At 41.7% G+C, this 17292-nt stretch carries 14 protein-coding genes; 6 read left to right on the top strand and 8 right to left on the bottom strand.

What is annotated here, in order from left to right; genetic code table 11:
- Nucleotides 1-100 precede the first annotated feature (100 nt).
- The 4 genes from ACSZO4_RS19225 to ACSZO4_RS19210 form a co-directional block, all read right to left on the bottom strand.
- A complete protein-coding gene (locus tag ACSZO4_RS19225; protein WP_437890634.1) occupies nucleotides 101-1429 on the bottom strand; it encodes a lactonase family protein in 1329 nt (442 codons plus the stop codon).
- A 58-nt stretch (nucleotides 1430-1487) separates the two neighbouring features.
- Nucleotides 1488-2597 (bottom strand): sugar phosphate isomerase/epimerase family protein, encoded by a 1110-nt coding sequence (locus ACSZO4_RS19220; RefSeq protein ID WP_145538603.1) that lies wholly within the window; start codon nucleotides 2595-2597, stop codon nucleotides 1488-1490.
- Nucleotides 2598-2608: 11 nt separating this feature from the next.
- Nucleotides 2609-3061: a C-glycoside deglycosidase beta subunit domain-containing protein gene (locus ACSZO4_RS19215; protein ID WP_437890633.1), complete on the bottom strand. Its 453-nt coding sequence runs from the start codon at nucleotides 3059-3061 to the stop codon at nucleotides 2609-2611.
- Nucleotides 3062-3123: 62 nt separating this feature from the next.
- Nucleotides 3124-4389 carry an MFS transporter gene (locus tag ACSZO4_RS19210; protein WP_437890632.1) on the bottom strand — a complete coding sequence of 422 codons (1266 nt, stop codon included), beginning with the start codon at nucleotides 4387-4389 and terminating at the stop codon, nucleotides 3124-3126.
- Between the two features lie 593 nt (nucleotides 4390-4982).
- Between ACSZO4_RS19210 and ACSZO4_RS19205 the strand changes: the two genes are divergently transcribed.
- The 5 genes from ACSZO4_RS19205 to ACSZO4_RS19185 all read left to right on the top strand — a co-directional run bounded on the left by ACSZO4_RS19205 (nucleotide 4983) and on the right by ACSZO4_RS19185 (nucleotide 10849).
- Nucleotides 4983-6107 carry a Gfo/Idh/MocA family protein gene (locus ACSZO4_RS19205; protein ID WP_145538597.1) on the top strand — a complete coding sequence of 375 codons (1125 nt, stop codon included), beginning with the start codon at nucleotides 4983-4985 and terminating at the stop codon, nucleotides 6105-6107.
- Nucleotides 6108-6201: 94 nt separating this feature from the next.
- On the top strand, nucleotides 6202-7257 hold the full coding sequence (locus tag ACSZO4_RS19200) for a sugar phosphate isomerase/epimerase family protein (RefSeq protein WP_437890631.1): 1056 nt from the start codon (nucleotides 6202-6204) through the stop codon (nucleotides 7255-7257).
- A gap of 89 nt (nucleotides 7258-7346) precedes the next feature.
- Complete coding sequence (locus tag ACSZO4_RS19195; protein WP_437890630.1) at nucleotides 7347-9014, top strand: GMC oxidoreductase; 1668 nt, start codon at nucleotides 7347-7349, stop codon at nucleotides 9012-9014.
- Nucleotides 9015-9123: 109 nt separating this feature from the next.
- Complete coding sequence (glk, locus tag ACSZO4_RS19190; RefSeq protein ID WP_437890629.1) at nucleotides 9124-10092, top strand: glucokinase; 969 nt, start codon at nucleotides 9124-9126, stop codon at nucleotides 10090-10092.
- Between the two features lie 43 nt (nucleotides 10093-10135).
- Nucleotides 10136-10849, top strand: coding sequence for a DUF554 domain-containing protein (locus tag ACSZO4_RS19185; RefSeq protein ID WP_437890628.1), 714 nt, complete (start codon nucleotides 10136-10138; stop codon nucleotides 10847-10849).
- Between the two features lie 30 nt (nucleotides 10850-10879).
- Here ACSZO4_RS19185 and ACSZO4_RS19180 read toward each other — a convergent pair whose 3' ends face one another.
- Nucleotides 10880-12055, bottom strand: a complete 1176-nt coding sequence (locus ACSZO4_RS19180; protein ID WP_145538589.1) for an ROK family protein — start codon at nucleotides 12053-12055, stop codon at nucleotides 10880-10882.
- A 255-nt stretch (nucleotides 12056-12310) separates the two neighbouring features.
- Here ACSZO4_RS19180 and ACSZO4_RS19175 point away from each other — a divergent pair, with 255 nt between their 5' ends.
- Entirely contained in the window at nucleotides 12311-13231 is a 921-nt protein-coding gene (locus tag ACSZO4_RS19175) for a LysR family transcriptional regulator (protein ID WP_136345424.1), read from the top strand.
- Nucleotides 13232-13341: 110 nt separating this feature from the next.
- On the opposite strand, the gene ACSZO4_RS19170 is transcribed toward ACSZO4_RS19175, so the two are convergent.
- From ACSZO4_RS19170 to ACSZO4_RS19160, 3 genes are all read right to left on the bottom strand, one after another.
- Complete coding sequence (locus ACSZO4_RS19170; protein WP_437890627.1) at nucleotides 13342-14709, bottom strand: MFS transporter; 1368 nt, start codon at nucleotides 14707-14709, stop codon at nucleotides 13342-13344.
- Between the two features lie 324 nt (nucleotides 14710-15033).
- Nucleotides 15034-16143 carry a porin gene (locus tag ACSZO4_RS19165; protein WP_431732772.1) on the bottom strand — a complete coding sequence of 370 codons (1110 nt, stop codon included), beginning with the start codon at nucleotides 16141-16143 and terminating at the stop codon, nucleotides 15034-15036.
- 201 nt (nucleotides 16144-16344) lie between these two features.
- Nucleotides 16345-16689 carry a hypothetical protein gene (locus ACSZO4_RS19160; protein ID WP_437890626.1) on the bottom strand — a complete coding sequence of 115 codons (345 nt, stop codon included), beginning with the start codon at nucleotides 16687-16689 and terminating at the stop codon, nucleotides 16345-16347.
- Nucleotides 16690-17292: the final 603 nt, after the last annotated feature.

Below are 17292 nucleotides of genomic sequence, written 5' to 3'. Positions count from 1 at the left end.
TGCGGGCATCGTGAAAAATCTATGGCAAAGAAAGCCTTATGTTCTCATAACTGACGATTAAATCGCACCTTCCCTAAATACTCAACCATTAGCCGACTAGTTAATTTATTGCGAATGCTAAGAACGCTGGTTGAGGAACACTAAACTCTGAAATCTGATTCAATGCACCATTTTCAGAATTCACCCCATACACTTTAATTTTATTATCAGGGCGATCTGCAGAAACTAAATAACGTCCATCAGGATCAAAAGCAAAACTCCTTGATGCAAGACCTGGATGAATTGATTTCGCTAACTGAACGGAACCAAGACGAGCAAGTTTTCCATTCTCACCTACGCTGTACCAGGCAATAGCATCTTCACCGCGGTTATTCACGTAAACAAAACGGCCATTAGGGTGAAGCCTGATTTCGGCAGGCTCATTAAGTCCATGGAAATTGGAGCCTAATGTAGAAATTTTATCCAATAATTTAAGTTCACCGGTCTCCTGATTGAATTCCATCGAGGCGAGTTCAGAGGAGATTTCAAGATCAAGGTATAAACGTTGGTCATCTGCGAAAACAAGGTGGCGAGGAGCTGATTCCTCCGGGAGCTGATAGCTGTTAACTAATTTCAACTTGTCAGAGATAGAATATACAAAAACCTTATCTGTGCCCTTGTCACAAACAAGGAGGTGCTTGCCGTCAGGAGAAACAACTGCGCTATGCGCATGAGGACTTGCCTGGGCATGACCGCCCGCTTGTTTGGAATTATTAGGATCTTTTCCATGCCCCCCCAGTACAACCAGATCATTGATTCCAGCAATCGAACCATCTTTGTTAAGACCGTACATGATGATAGTTGAGTCATCATAAACATACTCTGATGTCCATTTTCCTTCTTTAAACACGGCCTTCTCGACATGATCGAAATCACCGTGGTTAGCGCTAAATAAGCGACGGTTCTGGCTATCAAGGCTCAGATATGTTGGACGTGAACCAGGAGCAATTTGAGTATTAACGTGTGTCAAATGGCCACTGTCCAGGTTAACCGAAAACGCCATTACACTTGCAGGCGGTTCAACGGGCCCACGTCCATCGTTCTTACGCTCATCCACGGAGTACAACGTCGTTGTTGCTGCGTCGTACATCAAGTATCCAGCTAATTTAGGTTGTTCAACATGAGCCAACTGCTCAACTTTCTTGCCATCCTGGCTCAGGCGGAGTGAATATATTCCTCCGGGTTGGTGCTCGTCACCGTATGTTCCAACGAAAATTGTAGCTGACGTGTTGCCAGCAGATGATTTTGTATCGGATACATTTTCCATCGTTTTATCAACCTGTTTTTTTCTTGTTTGTTCCGTCTGGGCTTGGACTGTTTGCCCACCAGCAAAACAACACAATAGCAATATTGCGTTAGCAATTAGTGGCTTCTGTGGGTAACTCATCATAAGTCCTTAAAAATTCAGGATTAAACCTGCTGCCAAAATGGCAGCAGGCGTTAAATAATCAAGCTGTAATCAAACGACGCAACATTTCCTGATGGCGCCGAACCTGTTCAAACTCATCCATCATGAATTCACGGCCACGATCCTGGAAGTAACGCTGCCCTTCATATTCAGAATTGAGATAACCTTCATATCCACCTCGGCGCAGTGCGTCGATCGCCGAAACATAGTCAATCGCAATGTCCTGGTATTGGCCGGGTTTACCCGGAATTTCTGACATGTTGTTAAATTTGGCATGAATATGGGTAATATGTGGGCAAATTTCGCGCAACGTCTCAGCTGATGTATTTGACAGGGTTAAACCCTCGGCAACGACTGTGTAATCTAAAGGCTTCGGTTTATCAATAAACTGCTCCGCCAATGCTTTTACCGCATTGAAGCAAACTTTCGCCTCTGGATTACATTTACCCGTCGCGATGAACTGGCCAAATGCTGCCCTGACGTTACCCGCAGTCTGGTTAGCAACGTTGAAGGTTTGAGGATCCGTCTTCACCATTCCCGCTAATTTAACCGCAGCGTTGGAAGCTTCAGGACTCGCACCACGACGTTCGAACCATCCCAGCTGAGCTTCAGAAGGACGGGTACCGAAGATTCCAAAGTCAGGAACGATACCTAGATGACGGGTATTATTTTTCTCACTAAACTCGATAATTTCGTTGACCTGCTTCCCTTCCAGAGTCATCGGTTGGTGAATTTCTTTACCAATACGTATATCCAATGCTTCTGCTAAAGGTAATGCTTTTACCATGACATCAAGTGGGACAATTGACAGTACACGAACAACGCTAAAGCCCAACATTTTAGCGAGTTTGATATCGCTTCTTAAGCGCTCTGCGCATTCATCATGGTTCATGACGTGCGTACGGAATTGCAGTACGTCCATGCATACGTCCATAGCCACTGGCGTGACGTTATGCCTGTCAATTAGCTTGTACCAACGCTGCATAAAAGCTTTATCTGGAACAGGATATTTCAGTGACATTTCATCAATCAACTCAATACCATCTGCGCCATACAGATTGTTCGCAACTTCACTAATTTGCGACTCGAGATTAGATTCATTGAAGAATTGTGACTGCTGATAACTATAGAGCGATACACCACGTTTCATTTTCATTCACCTTATTCAACAGTCAGTTCATATTTTACGACATAGGGTGTTTTGTCAGATCCAGCACCTTTTCCTGGAGCTGGCGGATTTTTGACCCATTCTTCATCTGTCGGCAAATAACCGTAGGCGGCAAGAACTGACTGCTGAAATAGTACTGTATGCTTACCCGGTTTCAATCCACCAGGGAGATCTACATGCAGGATGCCATCGTCACCATAATCCCAATGCTCATAAACAGCATGAGAGAGTTCTTCATAACTACGAGGAGCTTTCCCATTGATTTCAAAAGTCTGAACAGAATTAGGGTATTCAACTCCATCGATTGAAAGAAAATAGCCGTTATGAAGAGAAATAAAGCATCCACGATAGTTGGCATGCCTTACTGCTAAAGAAAATCCGACCACTTCCCCGTTCACTTTCTCATTTCTTAAACTTCCCGGGCGAATTAAATAATTATCGAACATAACTCCTCCAACCAATTAAATGGAACGTTTCCAACTTAAAATTAACATGTCGTTTTGGCTGGTTATTTTTTTTCTTTAAAACCTATAAGCCAAATAACGCTCGTCACTACGGCAATACCAATAGGAATTGACCAGAGAGGTATCCAGGATTGCACAATCTCTATATCCACGGTTCCTGAGTATACTGTTCCGGAAATTAATGAGCCAAATGCCGCACCAAATCCGGAAATTGCAATGATAAGCCAACTTTGCGCTTGAACTTTCATTTCGGCAGGGGCAAGGCGATCAATGTACATGGCACTGATAATGAGAAAGAAATCATTGCAAATGCCATGTAAGCCTACGCCAACGACAGCAGTCCAGGTATGCCCTTGCGCTGCGAGAATAAACATAATGAAGCGAATTCCCCACATCGACATACCGACAAGAAGTGCCCATTTCATACCGATTCTTTTAATAACAAATGGAACCGAAAGAATAAATATTATTTCTGATAATTGTCCTAAGGCAAGTACTGCGGCAACATTCTGGACCCCCAACGAACCAATGAATGGCGAAGCATACGTATTATAGAACCCAAGAGAAATAGATGTAAGAAGCGCACATGCCATTAATACTGCGAATCCACGATGGCGAAACAAAACAAAAGACTTAGCACCAAGTGCATCTAATAAATTAAATTTTTTTGATTTAGCCTGGGGTTCTGTACATGGCAATGTAAATGAATACAGGCCAAGTAAGATACTTGATACACCTGCAACATAAAAAATACCAGTCGTTGAAGAATATCCCAACATACCTACAACCACACCTGCGACGACCCAACCGCCCGTGGCAAATAATCTTAAAAAGGGAAATAAATCAGCCTTCACGCCAAGGTTATGAAATGAAAGAGAGTTCACCAAGCCCAAGGTCGGCTGAAAACAGAGCATATATAAGAAGATAACTAATAGAGTTGTATTATTTTCACCTGCAGCCACCAGACCAGGCAGAACGAACTGTAAGATACCGCCTAGGATATGTAAAACACCAAGAACTTTTTCTGACGAAATAAAACGATCACCAATAGCCCCTAACACCAATGGAGATAAAATTGCAGCGATAGCGCACGAAGTGTAAGCCAACCCAATGACCCCACCCAGATGATGGGTATACAGCACCAAACCCATTGTGGTAAACCACGAGCCGAAAACAAAAAACTGTAGCAGCATAAGTATACTTAGCCTGCTAAAAATAAACTTTGGCAAAATCTGACTCTCTACATTTGGATTCTTATTTCTGTTATCAAATGACATTTCAGATTTTTCTACTGCAAAGCAATTAGGCATTTTTTACTCCGCCATTTGTAGGGACTTCTGTTGGAACGAGGTAATTTATATTTACTAGATTCTAAATATCAAAACATCACAATCCAAAATTTTCTCTTTTGTGATCCAAGCTTCATTTTTTGAATAATTTAATTATTGACTCTAAATAAAAACCAACGAACCAACTCAAATAGAAACATTTTAAATCAATAACTTACATTAAATACCAACAATAAATTGCATTTGTAAGAATTGAACTATTGAACAATCGAACAAAATAAACGCACACGTTGAGTCAAAAGGTTATTACAACAAAACAAACTAATGTCATTAAAAATCAATGAGTTACATAAAGCACCAGCCTTTGCACTTAATTTAATTTGAAAAAACGTGATCTAGATCTCTATAATCAAATAGACGATAAAATTTTATCCAGCGGGTATCTGTCTGGCAGATACATAATATCCATAAAACCCATTTCCTTTTATCCTCATTTCACGGCATAACATAACCAGTCCTGAGATATGAACGTTTTACCTATCAGATTAATTAACCCAACTAGCTGATTATTAAATCTCAGCAATTACAAAATTGGTAAGCCGGAGATAATTGAAATGGTTAATAAACTACGTATTGGCATTATTGGTTGCGGCCGCATTGCAGTGTGCAAACATTTCCCTGCATTTGCAAAAGCTAAAGATCGTGTTGACCTGGTCGCTTTCTGTGATACCGAAATTGATCGTGCAATTGATGCTGCAGCTAAATTCGGCGTACCTGGTGCTGAGACTTACTCAGACCATCGCGAATTGCTTAAAGATAAATCCATCGATGCTGTCTACGTTCTGACGCCGAACAACTCGCATAGCCCTCTGACCGTAGATGCTCTTGAAGCAGGTAAACATGTCCTTTGTGAAAAACCGATGGCGGCAACAACAGCAGATGCGCAGAAAATGTTGGATGCGGCAAAACGTACCGGTAAAAAACTCACCATCGGATACCAGAACCGTTTCCGTAAAGACGTACAAATCCTGAAACGCGCTAGCGCGGAAGGTGACCTGGGAGAAGTCTATTTTGCCAAAGCACATGCTGTTCGTCGCAAAGCGGTACCAACCTGGGGTGTATTCCTGGACAAAGAAAAACAAGGCGGCGGTCCGCTGATTGATATCGGTACCCATGCCCTGGATATTGCCCTGTGGACGATGGATAACTATAAACCGAAACTGGTTTCGGGCTCTGTATTTCACAAAATGAAAGACAACTTCGAAGGAAATTTGTTCGGCCCATGGAATCCCAAAACCATTGATGTGGAAGATTCTGCATTCGGTTTTATCAAAATGGAAAATGGGGCGACAATCTTCCTCGAAGCGTCCTGGGCGCTGAATATTCTTAAAGCACGCGAAGGCCAGGTTACTCTTTGCGGTACGAAGGCAGGAGCCGAACTGGTAGGTGATGGTGCTGCAGCGCCAACCTCAGCAGTCGACGGTACTGGCAGTATTGCTTTTAATACCGCGCGCTTTGGCGAATTGTTAGATATCGAGCCATTCGTACTTGGCGGCCCTGGTCCTTTAGATCTCGGTAACGAGCCCTTCCGAGTTGCAGATGCTGAACTTGCTGCATGGATTGATGCGATTGAGAACGACAAAGACCCTGTTGTTACTGCAGAACAAGCGTTTATCGTTACCCAGGTACTTGAAGCAATCTACAAATCTGCAGAAACCGGTCAGGCTGTAGAGTTCTAATTTTTCTTTATTGAGTGGCGCAAGTAAATGTGCGCCACTTCGCTTCGCACATTCCATTTCAGCAACATTGCCACCCGGTTAATGAGGAGGTTATATGAACACTCTTAAAGGTCCCGGCATTTTTCTTGCACAATTTATTGACAGTACCCCACCCTTTAATAGTCTTGAAGGACTTGCTGTCTGGGCTGCAAACCTCGGATTCAAAGCGTTGCAGATTCCTTGTAACCACAAACATATTTTTGACGTAGAAAAAGCTGCAGCAAGTCAGCAATATTGTGATGATGTGAAGGGTATTCTTGCTGAACATGGTTTACAAATAAGCGAGCTATCGACACATCTTGAAGGCCAACTTGTTGCCGTCCACCCTGCTTATAACCAACCTTTTGGCGGATTTGCCCCTAAAGAATTTGCAAACGATTCACAAGCGCGCCAGGAATGGGCTACCGGAATCGTTAAAAAGGCTGCTCAAGCCTCCGCCCGGCTCGGCCTTAATGCTCATGCAACATTTTCTGGTTCACTGGCATGGCCATATTTGTACCCATGGCCACCTCACAATGCCGCTTTATTCGATGAGAGCTTCAAAGAACTGGCCCGTCGTTGGCTGCCGATTCTCAACACCTATGAGGAATATGGTGTAGATGTTTGTTACGAGATCCATCCGAGCGAAGATCTTCATGATGGCGCTTCATATGAGCGTTTTCTTGACGAGGTAGATCACCATCCTCGTTGCAACATTCTGTTTGACCCTAGCCACCTCCATTTACAGCAAATCGATTATCTCGAATACATCGATATCTATCATGAGCGTATTAAAGCTTTCCATGTGAAAGATGCTGAATATAACAAAAATGGCCGCAGCGGCGTTTACGGTGGTTATCAGCCATGGTTACAGCGTGCCGGTCGTTTCCGTTCCCCTGGTGATGGACAGATCGATTTTAAATCGATCTTTAGCAAACTCACTCAATACGGCTATAGCGGGTGGGCCATACTTGAATGGGAATGCTGCCTGAAAAATAGCGAAGATGGCGCTCGCGAAGGGAGCAAGTTCATTCAGGAACATATTATCAACGTATCCAGTCGAGCCTTTGATGACTTTGCCGAAACAGGTAATGACGTCAATGAAATCAAAAAAATGCTCGGGCTCATTTGAGAATGGATATTGGGGGTTGGCAAATGCCTTCTCCCGCGAAATCAAGACCAGATTAATTTGTTACCCGGAATCATCCGGCCGAGGCAAAGATGAAAAAAGAATTTTATGACGCGATTGTTGTCGGCTCAGGAGTAGCGGGCAGCATAGCTGTGAAGGAATTAACTGAAAAGGGAATGAGCGTTATCTTGCTCGAGGCCGGACCGTTTTTAGGTGAAAAAGACTTTAACGTAACACCAGGCCGCCACGAAAAAGTAAAAAAAATTGATGCTCTTGCCCGCTTTAAGATTGCCGTAACAGGGCAACCCCTCCAGGCTCGTGCAACTTATATGAGTAACGAGTACCGTCATTTGTTTGTAAATGACTGGCAAACCCCCTATACCACCCCAAAAGGGCAGTATTTTTTATGGATTAGGGGGCGCCAACTTGGCGGACGCCTTCATACATACGGTCGAGTATTACAACGAATGTCGGACTATGACTTTAAAGCTGCCAGCCTGGACGGCTATGGTCAAAACTGGCCTATCAGCTATGAGGAACTGGATCCCTGGTATTCCCGAATCGAAGAGTTTCTCGGTGTTTATGGCATAGAGGAAAACATTCCGAACTTACCGGACGGAAAATTTGTTCAGGCCCCCATTCTGACTAAACCCGAAAAAGCCTTCAAAGCTAAAGTCGAATCTTTATGGCCCGAACGTAAAGTCACCAGCTGGCGTTTCTCTGCACCAAACTTAAAACGCATCCCGGTAGGTGTTCAGGCTGCTATTGATACTGGCCTTCTGGAATTACGCACTGATGCGATAGCAAAAAACATAGATGTAGACCCAATTAGCGGCAAAGCCACTGGTGTCACATTTGTCGATCGATTGACAAAGCAAGAGCATACCGTACGTGCAGGCATGGTCATGCTGTGCGCCTCCGCGATTGAATCGGTCAGACTTTTATTAAATTCCCGCTCGCCACGCCATCCTGAAGGTATTGGCAATTCAAAAGGCCTTCTGGGGCGCTATTTCCTTGAACAGACACCGAGCCTTATAGCTGGTTCGGTTCCGGACAGCCTCGGATGGGAATACGACAAGACGATTCCCCAGGATCCGTTCTGCCGCCCTGCCGGCGGTATCGTTATTCCTCGATTCCAGAATATCGGCAGTAACACGACGAAAGAGTTCATTCGTGGATTTGCTTTCCAGGGCGTAATTGGACGGGGCTACGTATCACCCGATAGTCCATCCCAATTTGGTTTGATGGGCTTCGGTGAGATGCTGGCCAGACCGGAAAATCGCATAACACTCAATCCCAGAAAAAAAGACGCATGGGGTATTCCTGCACCGCATATTGATTGTTCTTTCGGGGAAAATGACCTGATCGTCATGAAAGCACAGCTTCGTGCAATTAAGGAGATGGTGAGTGAATGTAACTACAAAGTTGATTTCGCAGGCACGGCACTTGGCCTGGAAAACGCTCGGAATGCTATGCCTGATGAAACGTTTTTGATGAAAACAATCTTTCGCCTCTCGTTCAAAAAGAGTGTTGGTCTGGGCGCAGCCATACATGAAAGTGGCGGAGCGAGAATGGGAGACAATCCCTCAACCTCAGTGCTTAACAGCTTTAACCAATGCTGGGACGTAAGCAATGTTTTCGTCACTGATGGAGCATGCTTTGTAACGAGTGGCACGGTCGGCCCAACACTAACAATGATGGCTATTACTGCTCGGGCATGTGATTACGCGGCAGAACAATATAAGAAGGGACAGCTTTAACCCACTTATTATAAATAAATTCAATTAATGATTCTGACTTAGCTAATTCAATTACAAAAAGGGAATCATTAATTAAAAATTTTAATTCTCAATTCTAAAGGTATATCTGATGCCAAATTTCATTCTTGTCGGCGACGTCGGCGGAACAAATGCACGTCTGGCCTTGTGTGATATCAGCGATGGAACTATCTCACATATCCATACCTATTCTACGAATGATTATGCCACACTTGAAGATGTTATAACCCATTACCTGGAAGGTCAGCATGTCACTGTTAACGAAGCTTGCATTGCTATAGCCTGCCCTATCACAAATGACTGGGTTGATATGACGAATCACTCATGGGCATTCTCAATCAGCTCAATGCAGCTCAATCTTGGTCTGACAAATCTTGAAGTCATTAACGACTTCAAAGCGGTATCTATGTCGATCCCCATGCTTAAGGAAGCAGATTTATTGAAGTTTGGTGGGGGCATCGCAGAACGGAACAAGCCCATCGCAGTGTACGGCGCAGGTACAGGCCTTGGTGTTTGTCATCTTGTGCAAACTGAAAAGCAAATTATTAGTCTGCCGGGTGAAGGTGGCCACGTTGACTTCGCCCCTAATAGCGAAGAAGAAGACCGCATACTGTCGGCATTAAGAAGTGAGCATGGACGGATTTCTTATGAACGCGTTCTTTCCGGGCCAGGTCTCGTGAACATCTATAAGGGTATTGTCAAAGTGGACGGGCGTATTCCAGAAAAGCTAAAACCCAAAGACGTCACCGACCGGGCATTGAGTAATGAATGCACCGATTGCCGCCGCGCACTTTCTCTATTTTGCATCTTGCTTGGCCGTTTTGGTGGCAACCTTGCCTTAACTATGGGGACATTCGGAGGCGTATATATTGCCGGCGGTATTGTTCCTCGTTTCCTAGATTTCTTCAAATCATCCGGCTTCAGGAACGCCTTTGAAGACAAGGGACGCTTTAATCAATATCTAAAAGATATTCCCGTTTTCCTGATTACGCACCCTCAGCCCGGGCTACTTGGTGCCGGGGCTCACATGCGCCAGCTGTTGGGTCATTCTCTCAGTTAATTCAGTAAATACTACGGTATCAAGTAATTTTGGAGATGGTTACGTGATTGTCGGTCCCTATATTAATAGCATTGCAATTGTCGTTGGTGGCGTCGCAGGAAGTCTATTATCTCCTTGGATACCAAGACGCCTACACGAAGGAATGCCATTGATGTTTGGCATTTGTTCGATGGCAATGGCAGTGATATTGATAATGGAAACTGTCAACATGCCCGTAATGGTGCTCGCAGGCATTCTCGGCGCACTTTCTGGCGAGTTAATCTCCCTTGAGAAAAAAATTAATACCGTCGCAACAAAAACCATCGTTGAATCGATTCTACCAAAACCACGAGGAGAAATAACTAATGAGGAGTTTTTAAAAATCTTCGTGGCATTAATTATTTTATTCGGAGCCAGTGGTACCGGAATTGTGGGGGCGATGAACGAGGGTATGAATGGAGACTCCTCAGTGCTAATTACAAAAGCATTCATGGATTTCTTTTGTGCCATTCTTTTTGCTACCCGTTTAGGGTATTCAGTCGTAATTTTGTTTGTACCGCAGTTGGTAATTCAGCTAATACTTGCCTACAGTGCAGTACTGCTGCTCCCCCTAACAACAGAGGTTATGAGGTCTGACTTTTATGCTGTCGGAGGTTTAGTAATGTTGGCGACAGGGTTGAGAATCTGCGGCATAAAGTTATTCCCTGTAGCGAGTATGCTACCAGCTCTACTTTGGGCTATGCCGCTATCCTACCTATGGGTTCACTTTTCCAACTGACGGACAGTAATCATTTGGAGAGCGCTTCAATTATTTAATCCAATCAGGGAGATCGCTAATTCCCTGATTTTTTTTTGCCAATAGGGCAGCAAGCCCACCGAGAATTTCAGGTTGATGAACTATTTTCGCAGTCTTGAAATCAATAGCTTGCGATACTGTACCCAAGTTATGTTCATCGATAGTAGCGATAACACTATCAAAAAATAGCGGGCCAGCCGCTGCCAAATCACCACCAATGGCAACCATTCCCGGAGATAATATTTTTGCAATATTAGCAAGGGCCTTACCAAGGTCCTTTCCAGCCTCAAGCAATACTCGTTGGCACGCAGCATCATCTTCACCAGCTGCAGAGATAATCTCCTGAAGTGAATTTTTATAACTCTCCGATTTTGAGAGGTTCATTATAATCGCACGTTCTGAAATAAAAGTCGTAAGGCACCCTCGACAACCACAGAAACAAACTGGCCCAACGTTATCAATAATCAAATGCCCAAACTCAGCCGCCATTCCATTACTGCCTTTATACAGATGATTATTGATGATAATCCCCCCACCAATCTGCTTTGAGCATGCTATATAGACAAAATCCTCAATACCCCGGCCAACGCCCCATGTCCATTCAGCCAATGTAGAATGATTTGCGTCGTTTCCAACAACGACTGTGGAACCAAATTTATCTTCAAAGAAGGATTTTATTTTTATATCACGCCATCCAGGCAGCCGCCCTGCAGACCAGGAAATTATAGCTTCACTTTCAACATCTAAAGGCGCAACAATGCTAATAGCCAAACCAGAAATATCATTGAACGAAAGATTTAATTTACTAAGAACATCAGAAAGTAGTTTGATAACAGTATCGGGGTTATTTTCTTGAGAACAGTCCTGAGTGATTATATATTCGAAATCTACTTTTAACTCAGATTCAAAAACAAACAACGATCCGCTAATCTTATCAAGATTTACCAGAATCGAAATGTAACGACCTGTTTTTGAAGTTAATGAGACGATCCCTTCCCTCCCGTTAATCCAATGGATATCGGCTGCGTTGAGCTCTATAAGCTGTTTAACAACATAATTAACCATTGCGGGTGATAATCCCGTTTTACGGGATATCGATGCCTGAGACTGTGGTCCTTCTGTAAGCAATAACTCTCTAACCAAAAAGGTGCTTTTTTGTTTTTTAGAGTTATTATTCTCTGTCTTCACGCCTGGCACCTCAAATTTAGACTTTTGGTTTTATTCGATTTTATTGTTATCAAGGCGTTTGTGCAATGTTGAAGTGTGCTCGTACTAAAATAGACAAGGTTCATCCAGCGGAAAGCCTTAATCATTAAAAATGTGAGATAGTTAACATCGCAGCAGAGAAAAGTATGCTAGCGATGTATAGACATTTCAACTCGACTAATTCACCTTGAAATGGTACTTTTATCCAAACAAAATAGTTAAATGGCCTGATATTTTATGCATCTCCGTGGTTTAGATCTCAACCTTTTGATTATTCTTGATGTGCTTTTGGCTGAACGTAATGTCACTCGCACTGGTGAAAGAGTACATTTGAGCCAGTCCGCAACTTCAGGGGCACTGTCAAGGCTTAGAGAATTTTTTGACGACCAATTGTTGGTTCAAGTCGGCCAGCGTATGGAGCTCACTCCTTTTGCAGAGATGCTTGCAGAGGAAGTACATGATGTCATTAGCAAATGTGAAGCTATCGTCGATAAAAATCAAAAATTTGATCCTGAGACTTCCACTCGAACGTTTAGATTAAACATATCTGACGCTTCTGCTACCGTTGTAATGAATAACGCTATATCACTAATTCAACAACAAGCACCACATATTCGTCTGGATATTTCTTCTATTATTGATGGCCCTATTAGCGAGTATCTCAATATTGGTGTAATTGATTTAATTGTCACACCAGCTAAACTAGTCTCCTCGCAGCATCCGTCAGAATTCCTGTTCGACGATCAATTTGTTTGTGTCGTATGGTCTGGTAATCCATTATGCAATACTGGTATCGATCTCAATAACTATTTAACAAGCGGACATATCGTCGCCAGGTTTAGCAAAATGATCGGCTGGGCGATGGATGAAGTATTTTTAAGCGAATCAGGTTATCAACGTAGAATAGATATTGTAGTACCGTCATTTAGTATGCTAATGACTCAACTAATTGGTACGAATTTGATCGCAACTGTCCATGAGAGATTTGCACGGTATTATGCTAAATACTTACCGATAACACTGTTTCCATGCCCGGTGAACACCGTCCCTTTCGATATGAAACTTCAATGGCACCGGCATCATGATGGAGACTTAGGCATTCAATGGTTAAGAAATGTCATGCATTCTTCAGTGTCTGAAATAGACCCATTGAGCTAGTGAATTCCAAATTAAATTTATTAAAACTCATTATTCCTATAATTACCGTACTCAAAAAGGGAAGAGAGTATTGTTCTCTCTTCCCCAATATGTTGATGACTTAAAGCGTCCTATCCGCCAAGCATGACTTTATCTTGAACAATATTTTTCCTTTCAATGTATTTTTTATGCATATTGATTATTACCATGGACAAGGCTGCCACAATACCTGGGATTGCAAATGTTAAGAACCAAACTGTAATAGAAACATTTGCAGTCAGCAGCATACCACCGACGATTGGTCCTAGCATCCCGCCAACCCTACCTGTCGCATTTGCCAAACCTACGCCTGTGGTCCTGATTTCACCGGGATAGTATTGTGATGCAAACGAGTTCATCAAAGAATGTGCTGCAAAAGCAAACATACCGATTAAACCAACAAACAAATACGTAACAATCAGATTAACCTTAACTCCCATGCAGAACAGGCTAACAGAGCCAGCAATGTAAATAAGAGGCATCAATACTTTAAAGCCAACTTTGTCTACTGTCACCGCCCACAGAATAGTTCCTATCAATGTCCCCAAATTCAGCACAATTGAAAATGTTAAGCTTGAACCCAATGCATAACCATTCTGGTTCATAACCTGCGGTAACCAAATATTTACACCATTTATTGTTAACAGGCCACAAATATAGATAAGAGTAATAAATACAGTACCGACAAAGTATTTTTTGCTAAAGAGATTCAAGTACGAAACTTTCTCAGCCGGTTTATTTCCATCATCACTTTTAATTAGCACCTGCTCAGTTGCTGCTAACTTTTTCTCGTAATCATTATCGATTCTTACGAGGATGCTGTTTAATTTTTCTGACTGCTGAGTTTTAGCCAGAAAACGAGCTGATTCAGGTATTAATTTAATGAATAACGGAATCAATATCAGCGGTAAAACAGATAACCATAGAACGGGTTGCCAGCCATATTCAGGCATAATATGAATAGCGACAAAAGGTGCTAACATACCACCAACCTGATTGCCACAGATGGCAACTGCAACCATTTTCGCTTTGTTTGTTTTCGGTGAATATTCAGTCAACAAGGAAATCACGATCGGAGTTGCACCGCCACTTCCAACACCTGCCATAAAGCGACAAAGACCAAACATCAGTCCACTTTCAGTGAAAGTTGCCATGACGATGAAAAAATTAAAAATAAATATCGATACAATCAATAATTTCTTAACACCAAATTTATCGGCAAGAGAACTTAAAACAATTGCACCAAACATCATACCGAACATTGCTGAACTACCGATAAAGCCAATCTCTGTTGGGCTAATTTTCCACTCACGGATTACGACTGGAACTATCGCCCCAAAAACAGACAATTCATAACCTGAAAATATAATAATAAACGTACATAGTCCTAATAATAGCTTATGAAATCTGGTGGACTTACTGCTATCCAGAAAAGCACTCAGCGTATTTTGATTCATCATCGTTCATCTCATAGTGTAGTGATAATTACACAACTAAAAAATAGCCGCATAAACACAAACCATAAATTTATAGTGATTACTGAGAGGTATAGTCATTATGCCTCTCATTCTTTAAAAATCACTGGCGATTTTAACTACTACATGAAGTCAATGTTTTAAAAAACATTGTTATTTAACCTCTCTGAGTTTTATGTCTCCAATGATTTTAAATATCCTCGTCATCGTCCATTTAAAAACACAAAGCACCAAAGTATATTTTATTTATTATCCCATTGCAGAAAACAGCTTAACTCTAAGAGCTGAAATCAGATTTAAAAATGGCAATCAGAAATAATATGTCGCATTAACTGCTAATACGTCATCAGTACCATTCATACCACCAACAGACTGGATATATGGATTATTTTCATCCAGCAGATTGATATAGTAATCTGCATAAACTTTGAAGTTTGTGTTGAAGAAATAAATTATGCCAACCTCAATAAACTTAGCCATATAAGCATCGCCACCATTGAATGTACCGCTAGCGGTGAGGTCTTTGCCTTTTGTTTGCACATAAGACAGAGAAGGGCGAAAACCTGAATCAAACTTGTACTGGGTAATCACCTCAAAATTTTCCGCCTTATTGGCAAAACCAGCGGAACCACCATTTCCACTTCGGGTAGTATTACGCGTTTCAGCATAGACACTAGCCAAGTAGATTTTATTTGCGTCGTATTTAATACCTGCAGCCCATGACTCAGCTTTATCGCCTTTTCCATCAAGCTTTTGATTTAAGGTACGGTTAGAATTGCTGTATGCAGCTATTAAACTAACCCCATTTCCAGCATCGTAACCAATCGAATATCCCAGACCATCTCCATTGGACGTATTCACGTTGTTGTATTCGTTTTTACTTTGGTACTGAACACCAAAACGTAGACCTTCGACTGTACCGAATAAATCAGAATTACGGTAAGTTAGCACTCCCCCGGCACGGCTGGTCATGAAGTTGTCACCATAATTACCGCCCCAAGTCATTGCCGAATGAGAGGGAGCTACATCAGTGAAGGACTCAACATCGTAGACAATGCCATAATTACGACCATAATCAATGGAGCCTAGTTTTCCATACTGAAGACCAGAAAAAGCCACACGTGTTTCAGTACTCTGATTCCCTTCATAAGAGTTTGTGTATGCACGATACTCCCATTGGCCATACCCAGTTAATTCATCATTGATCTTTGTTTGTCCTCTAAAGCCAATAGAACCAAAACCAGAGTCTTTATGGGTATGTCCTCCTGAAAAACTGTATTTCCCTTTAGCAACAAGTTTCCCATAAAAATCAACTTTGTTACCATCCTTATCATAAATCATGGCGGCATTAGCTACGCCAGTATAAAACAGTGCGAGTACACCCAGAGCGTATAATTTATTAGAGCAAACATTCATCATTTAAACCCTCACGTATCATCATTAATTTACTTATTTTTAATTGAGACAAAGCTATCTCTGTTCATGATTTTTTCAAATCATAAAAATTAATTATTATAATAATCATATTTTGAGTGATAAAAAATCTCAGCAAGTAACTCTCTTACTTTGGACTAAGACAGTTACTTATAACCAATATATAGAAGATGCCGGTATATGTTTCTAATAAAAATCCACTCCACTAGAAGACAGTAATGACTTAAGCTGCAAGCTAATATCTTCCATAACTTCTGAAGAGTGATGAAGGTTTTTTTTACTTAAATCGTTAACCACAACATCAATACTTGATAGCTCGGATGCACTGACATTATTCAACCCCAGCAAATTTGCAACAGCCTGTGAAAAATCTGAGGGCGTCTCTGAATAGCTAACTTTACCATCTTTAAATCCAGAGGTAATGTTACGAATCACAGCGGAAATACAGGCCAACTGGGGTGATTTTAATGAATTCGCCGCCTCCTTCATTTTGTTGGGTTCTAGCCTTTCGTTGACTTTTAATTTCATCATTTTCATTGTCTCCGAATTTCTACTCAATACATTCAGCGCATGCATCCCAAATCCCAGTTAAAAATAATGCCTAAACGTTACAACACTCAATTCAATTTTTCTTTTTTTGTGATCAAATCTTCAAATTTTAAATAATCGCAACACACCCCACAAAATCATCACATTGAAACATTCTTATTAAAAACATATAGATGCATCATTAATTCGATATAATCTCTTACAAAATCAAGATCATAAAAGTTATATAATTGAACTATTGATCATTTATCAATCAATCGCTCATCACTTTTCGCGAATGACGAACATATAATAAATACATTGTATTTCAGATAGATAAAAAGAATTGGTGCATTAAGAACATCAATGATGATAGATCTCATACAAAGAAATCACGTATAAACCTCACATGGTATCTGTTTTATAGATACCTATTATCCACACAATCGATTTCCATATAGAAACGACTTAGTATATCTTTATCACTATAATAAAAATGAGATTTGCCAATCTCCGAAAACACTAATTAAACTAAGGAAGGTGCGATTTAATCGGTGGGGTTCAGTGGAGTCCTTATCTGTATTAGCCTTACCTTAGCTGAGCTGT

This window comes from Phytobacter sp. V91 (assembly GCF_965644225.1).
In the GTDB taxonomy this organism is placed as follows: domain Bacteria; phylum Pseudomonadota; class Gammaproteobacteria; order Enterobacterales; family Enterobacteriaceae; genus CBFFRJ01.
This window is presented reverse-complemented; position numbering and strand designations above follow the sequence as displayed.

Coding starts and splice junctions, on each gene's coding strand:
- ACSZO4_RS19225 (WP_437890634.1), bottom strand. CDS start 1,429: ATGATGAGTTACCCACAGAAGCCACTAATTGCTAACGCAATATTGCTA.
- ACSZO4_RS19220 (WP_145538603.1), bottom strand. CDS start 2,597: ATGAAACGTGGTGTATCGCTCTATAGTTATCAGCAGTCACAATTCTTC.
- ACSZO4_RS19215 (WP_437890633.1), bottom strand. CDS start 3,061: ATGTTCGATAATTATTTAATTCGCCCGGGAAGTTTAAGAAATGAGAAA.
- ACSZO4_RS19210 (WP_437890632.1), bottom strand. CDS start 4,389: ATGCCTAATTGCTTTGCAGTAGAAAAATCTGAAATGTCATTTGATAAC.
- ACSZO4_RS19205 (WP_145538597.1), top strand. CDS start 4,983: ATGGTTAATAAACTACGTATTGGCATTATTGGTTGCGGCCGCATTGCA.
- ACSZO4_RS19200 (WP_437890631.1), top strand. CDS start 6,202: ATGAACACTCTTAAAGGTCCCGGCATTTTTCTTGCACAATTTATTGAC.
- ACSZO4_RS19195 (WP_437890630.1), top strand. CDS start 7,347: ATGAAAAAAGAATTTTATGACGCGATTGTTGTCGGCTCAGGAGTAGCG.
- glk (WP_437890629.1), top strand. CDS start 9,124: ATGCCAAATTTCATTCTTGTCGGCGACGTCGGCGGAACAAATGCACGT.
- ACSZO4_RS19175 (WP_136345424.1), top strand. CDS start 12,311: ATGCATCTCCGTGGTTTAGATCTCAACCTTTTGATTATTCTTGATGTG.
- ACSZO4_RS19170 (WP_437890627.1), bottom strand. CDS start 14,709: ATGATGAATCAAAATACGCTGAGTGCTTTTCTGGATAGCAGTAAGTCC.
- ACSZO4_RS19165 (WP_431732772.1), bottom strand. CDS start 16,143: ATGATGAATGTTTGCTCTAATAAATTATACGCTCTGGGTGTACTCGCA.
- ACSZO4_RS19160 (WP_437890626.1), bottom strand. CDS start 16,689: ATGATGAAATTAAAAGTCAACGAAAGGCTAGAACCCAACAAAATGAAG.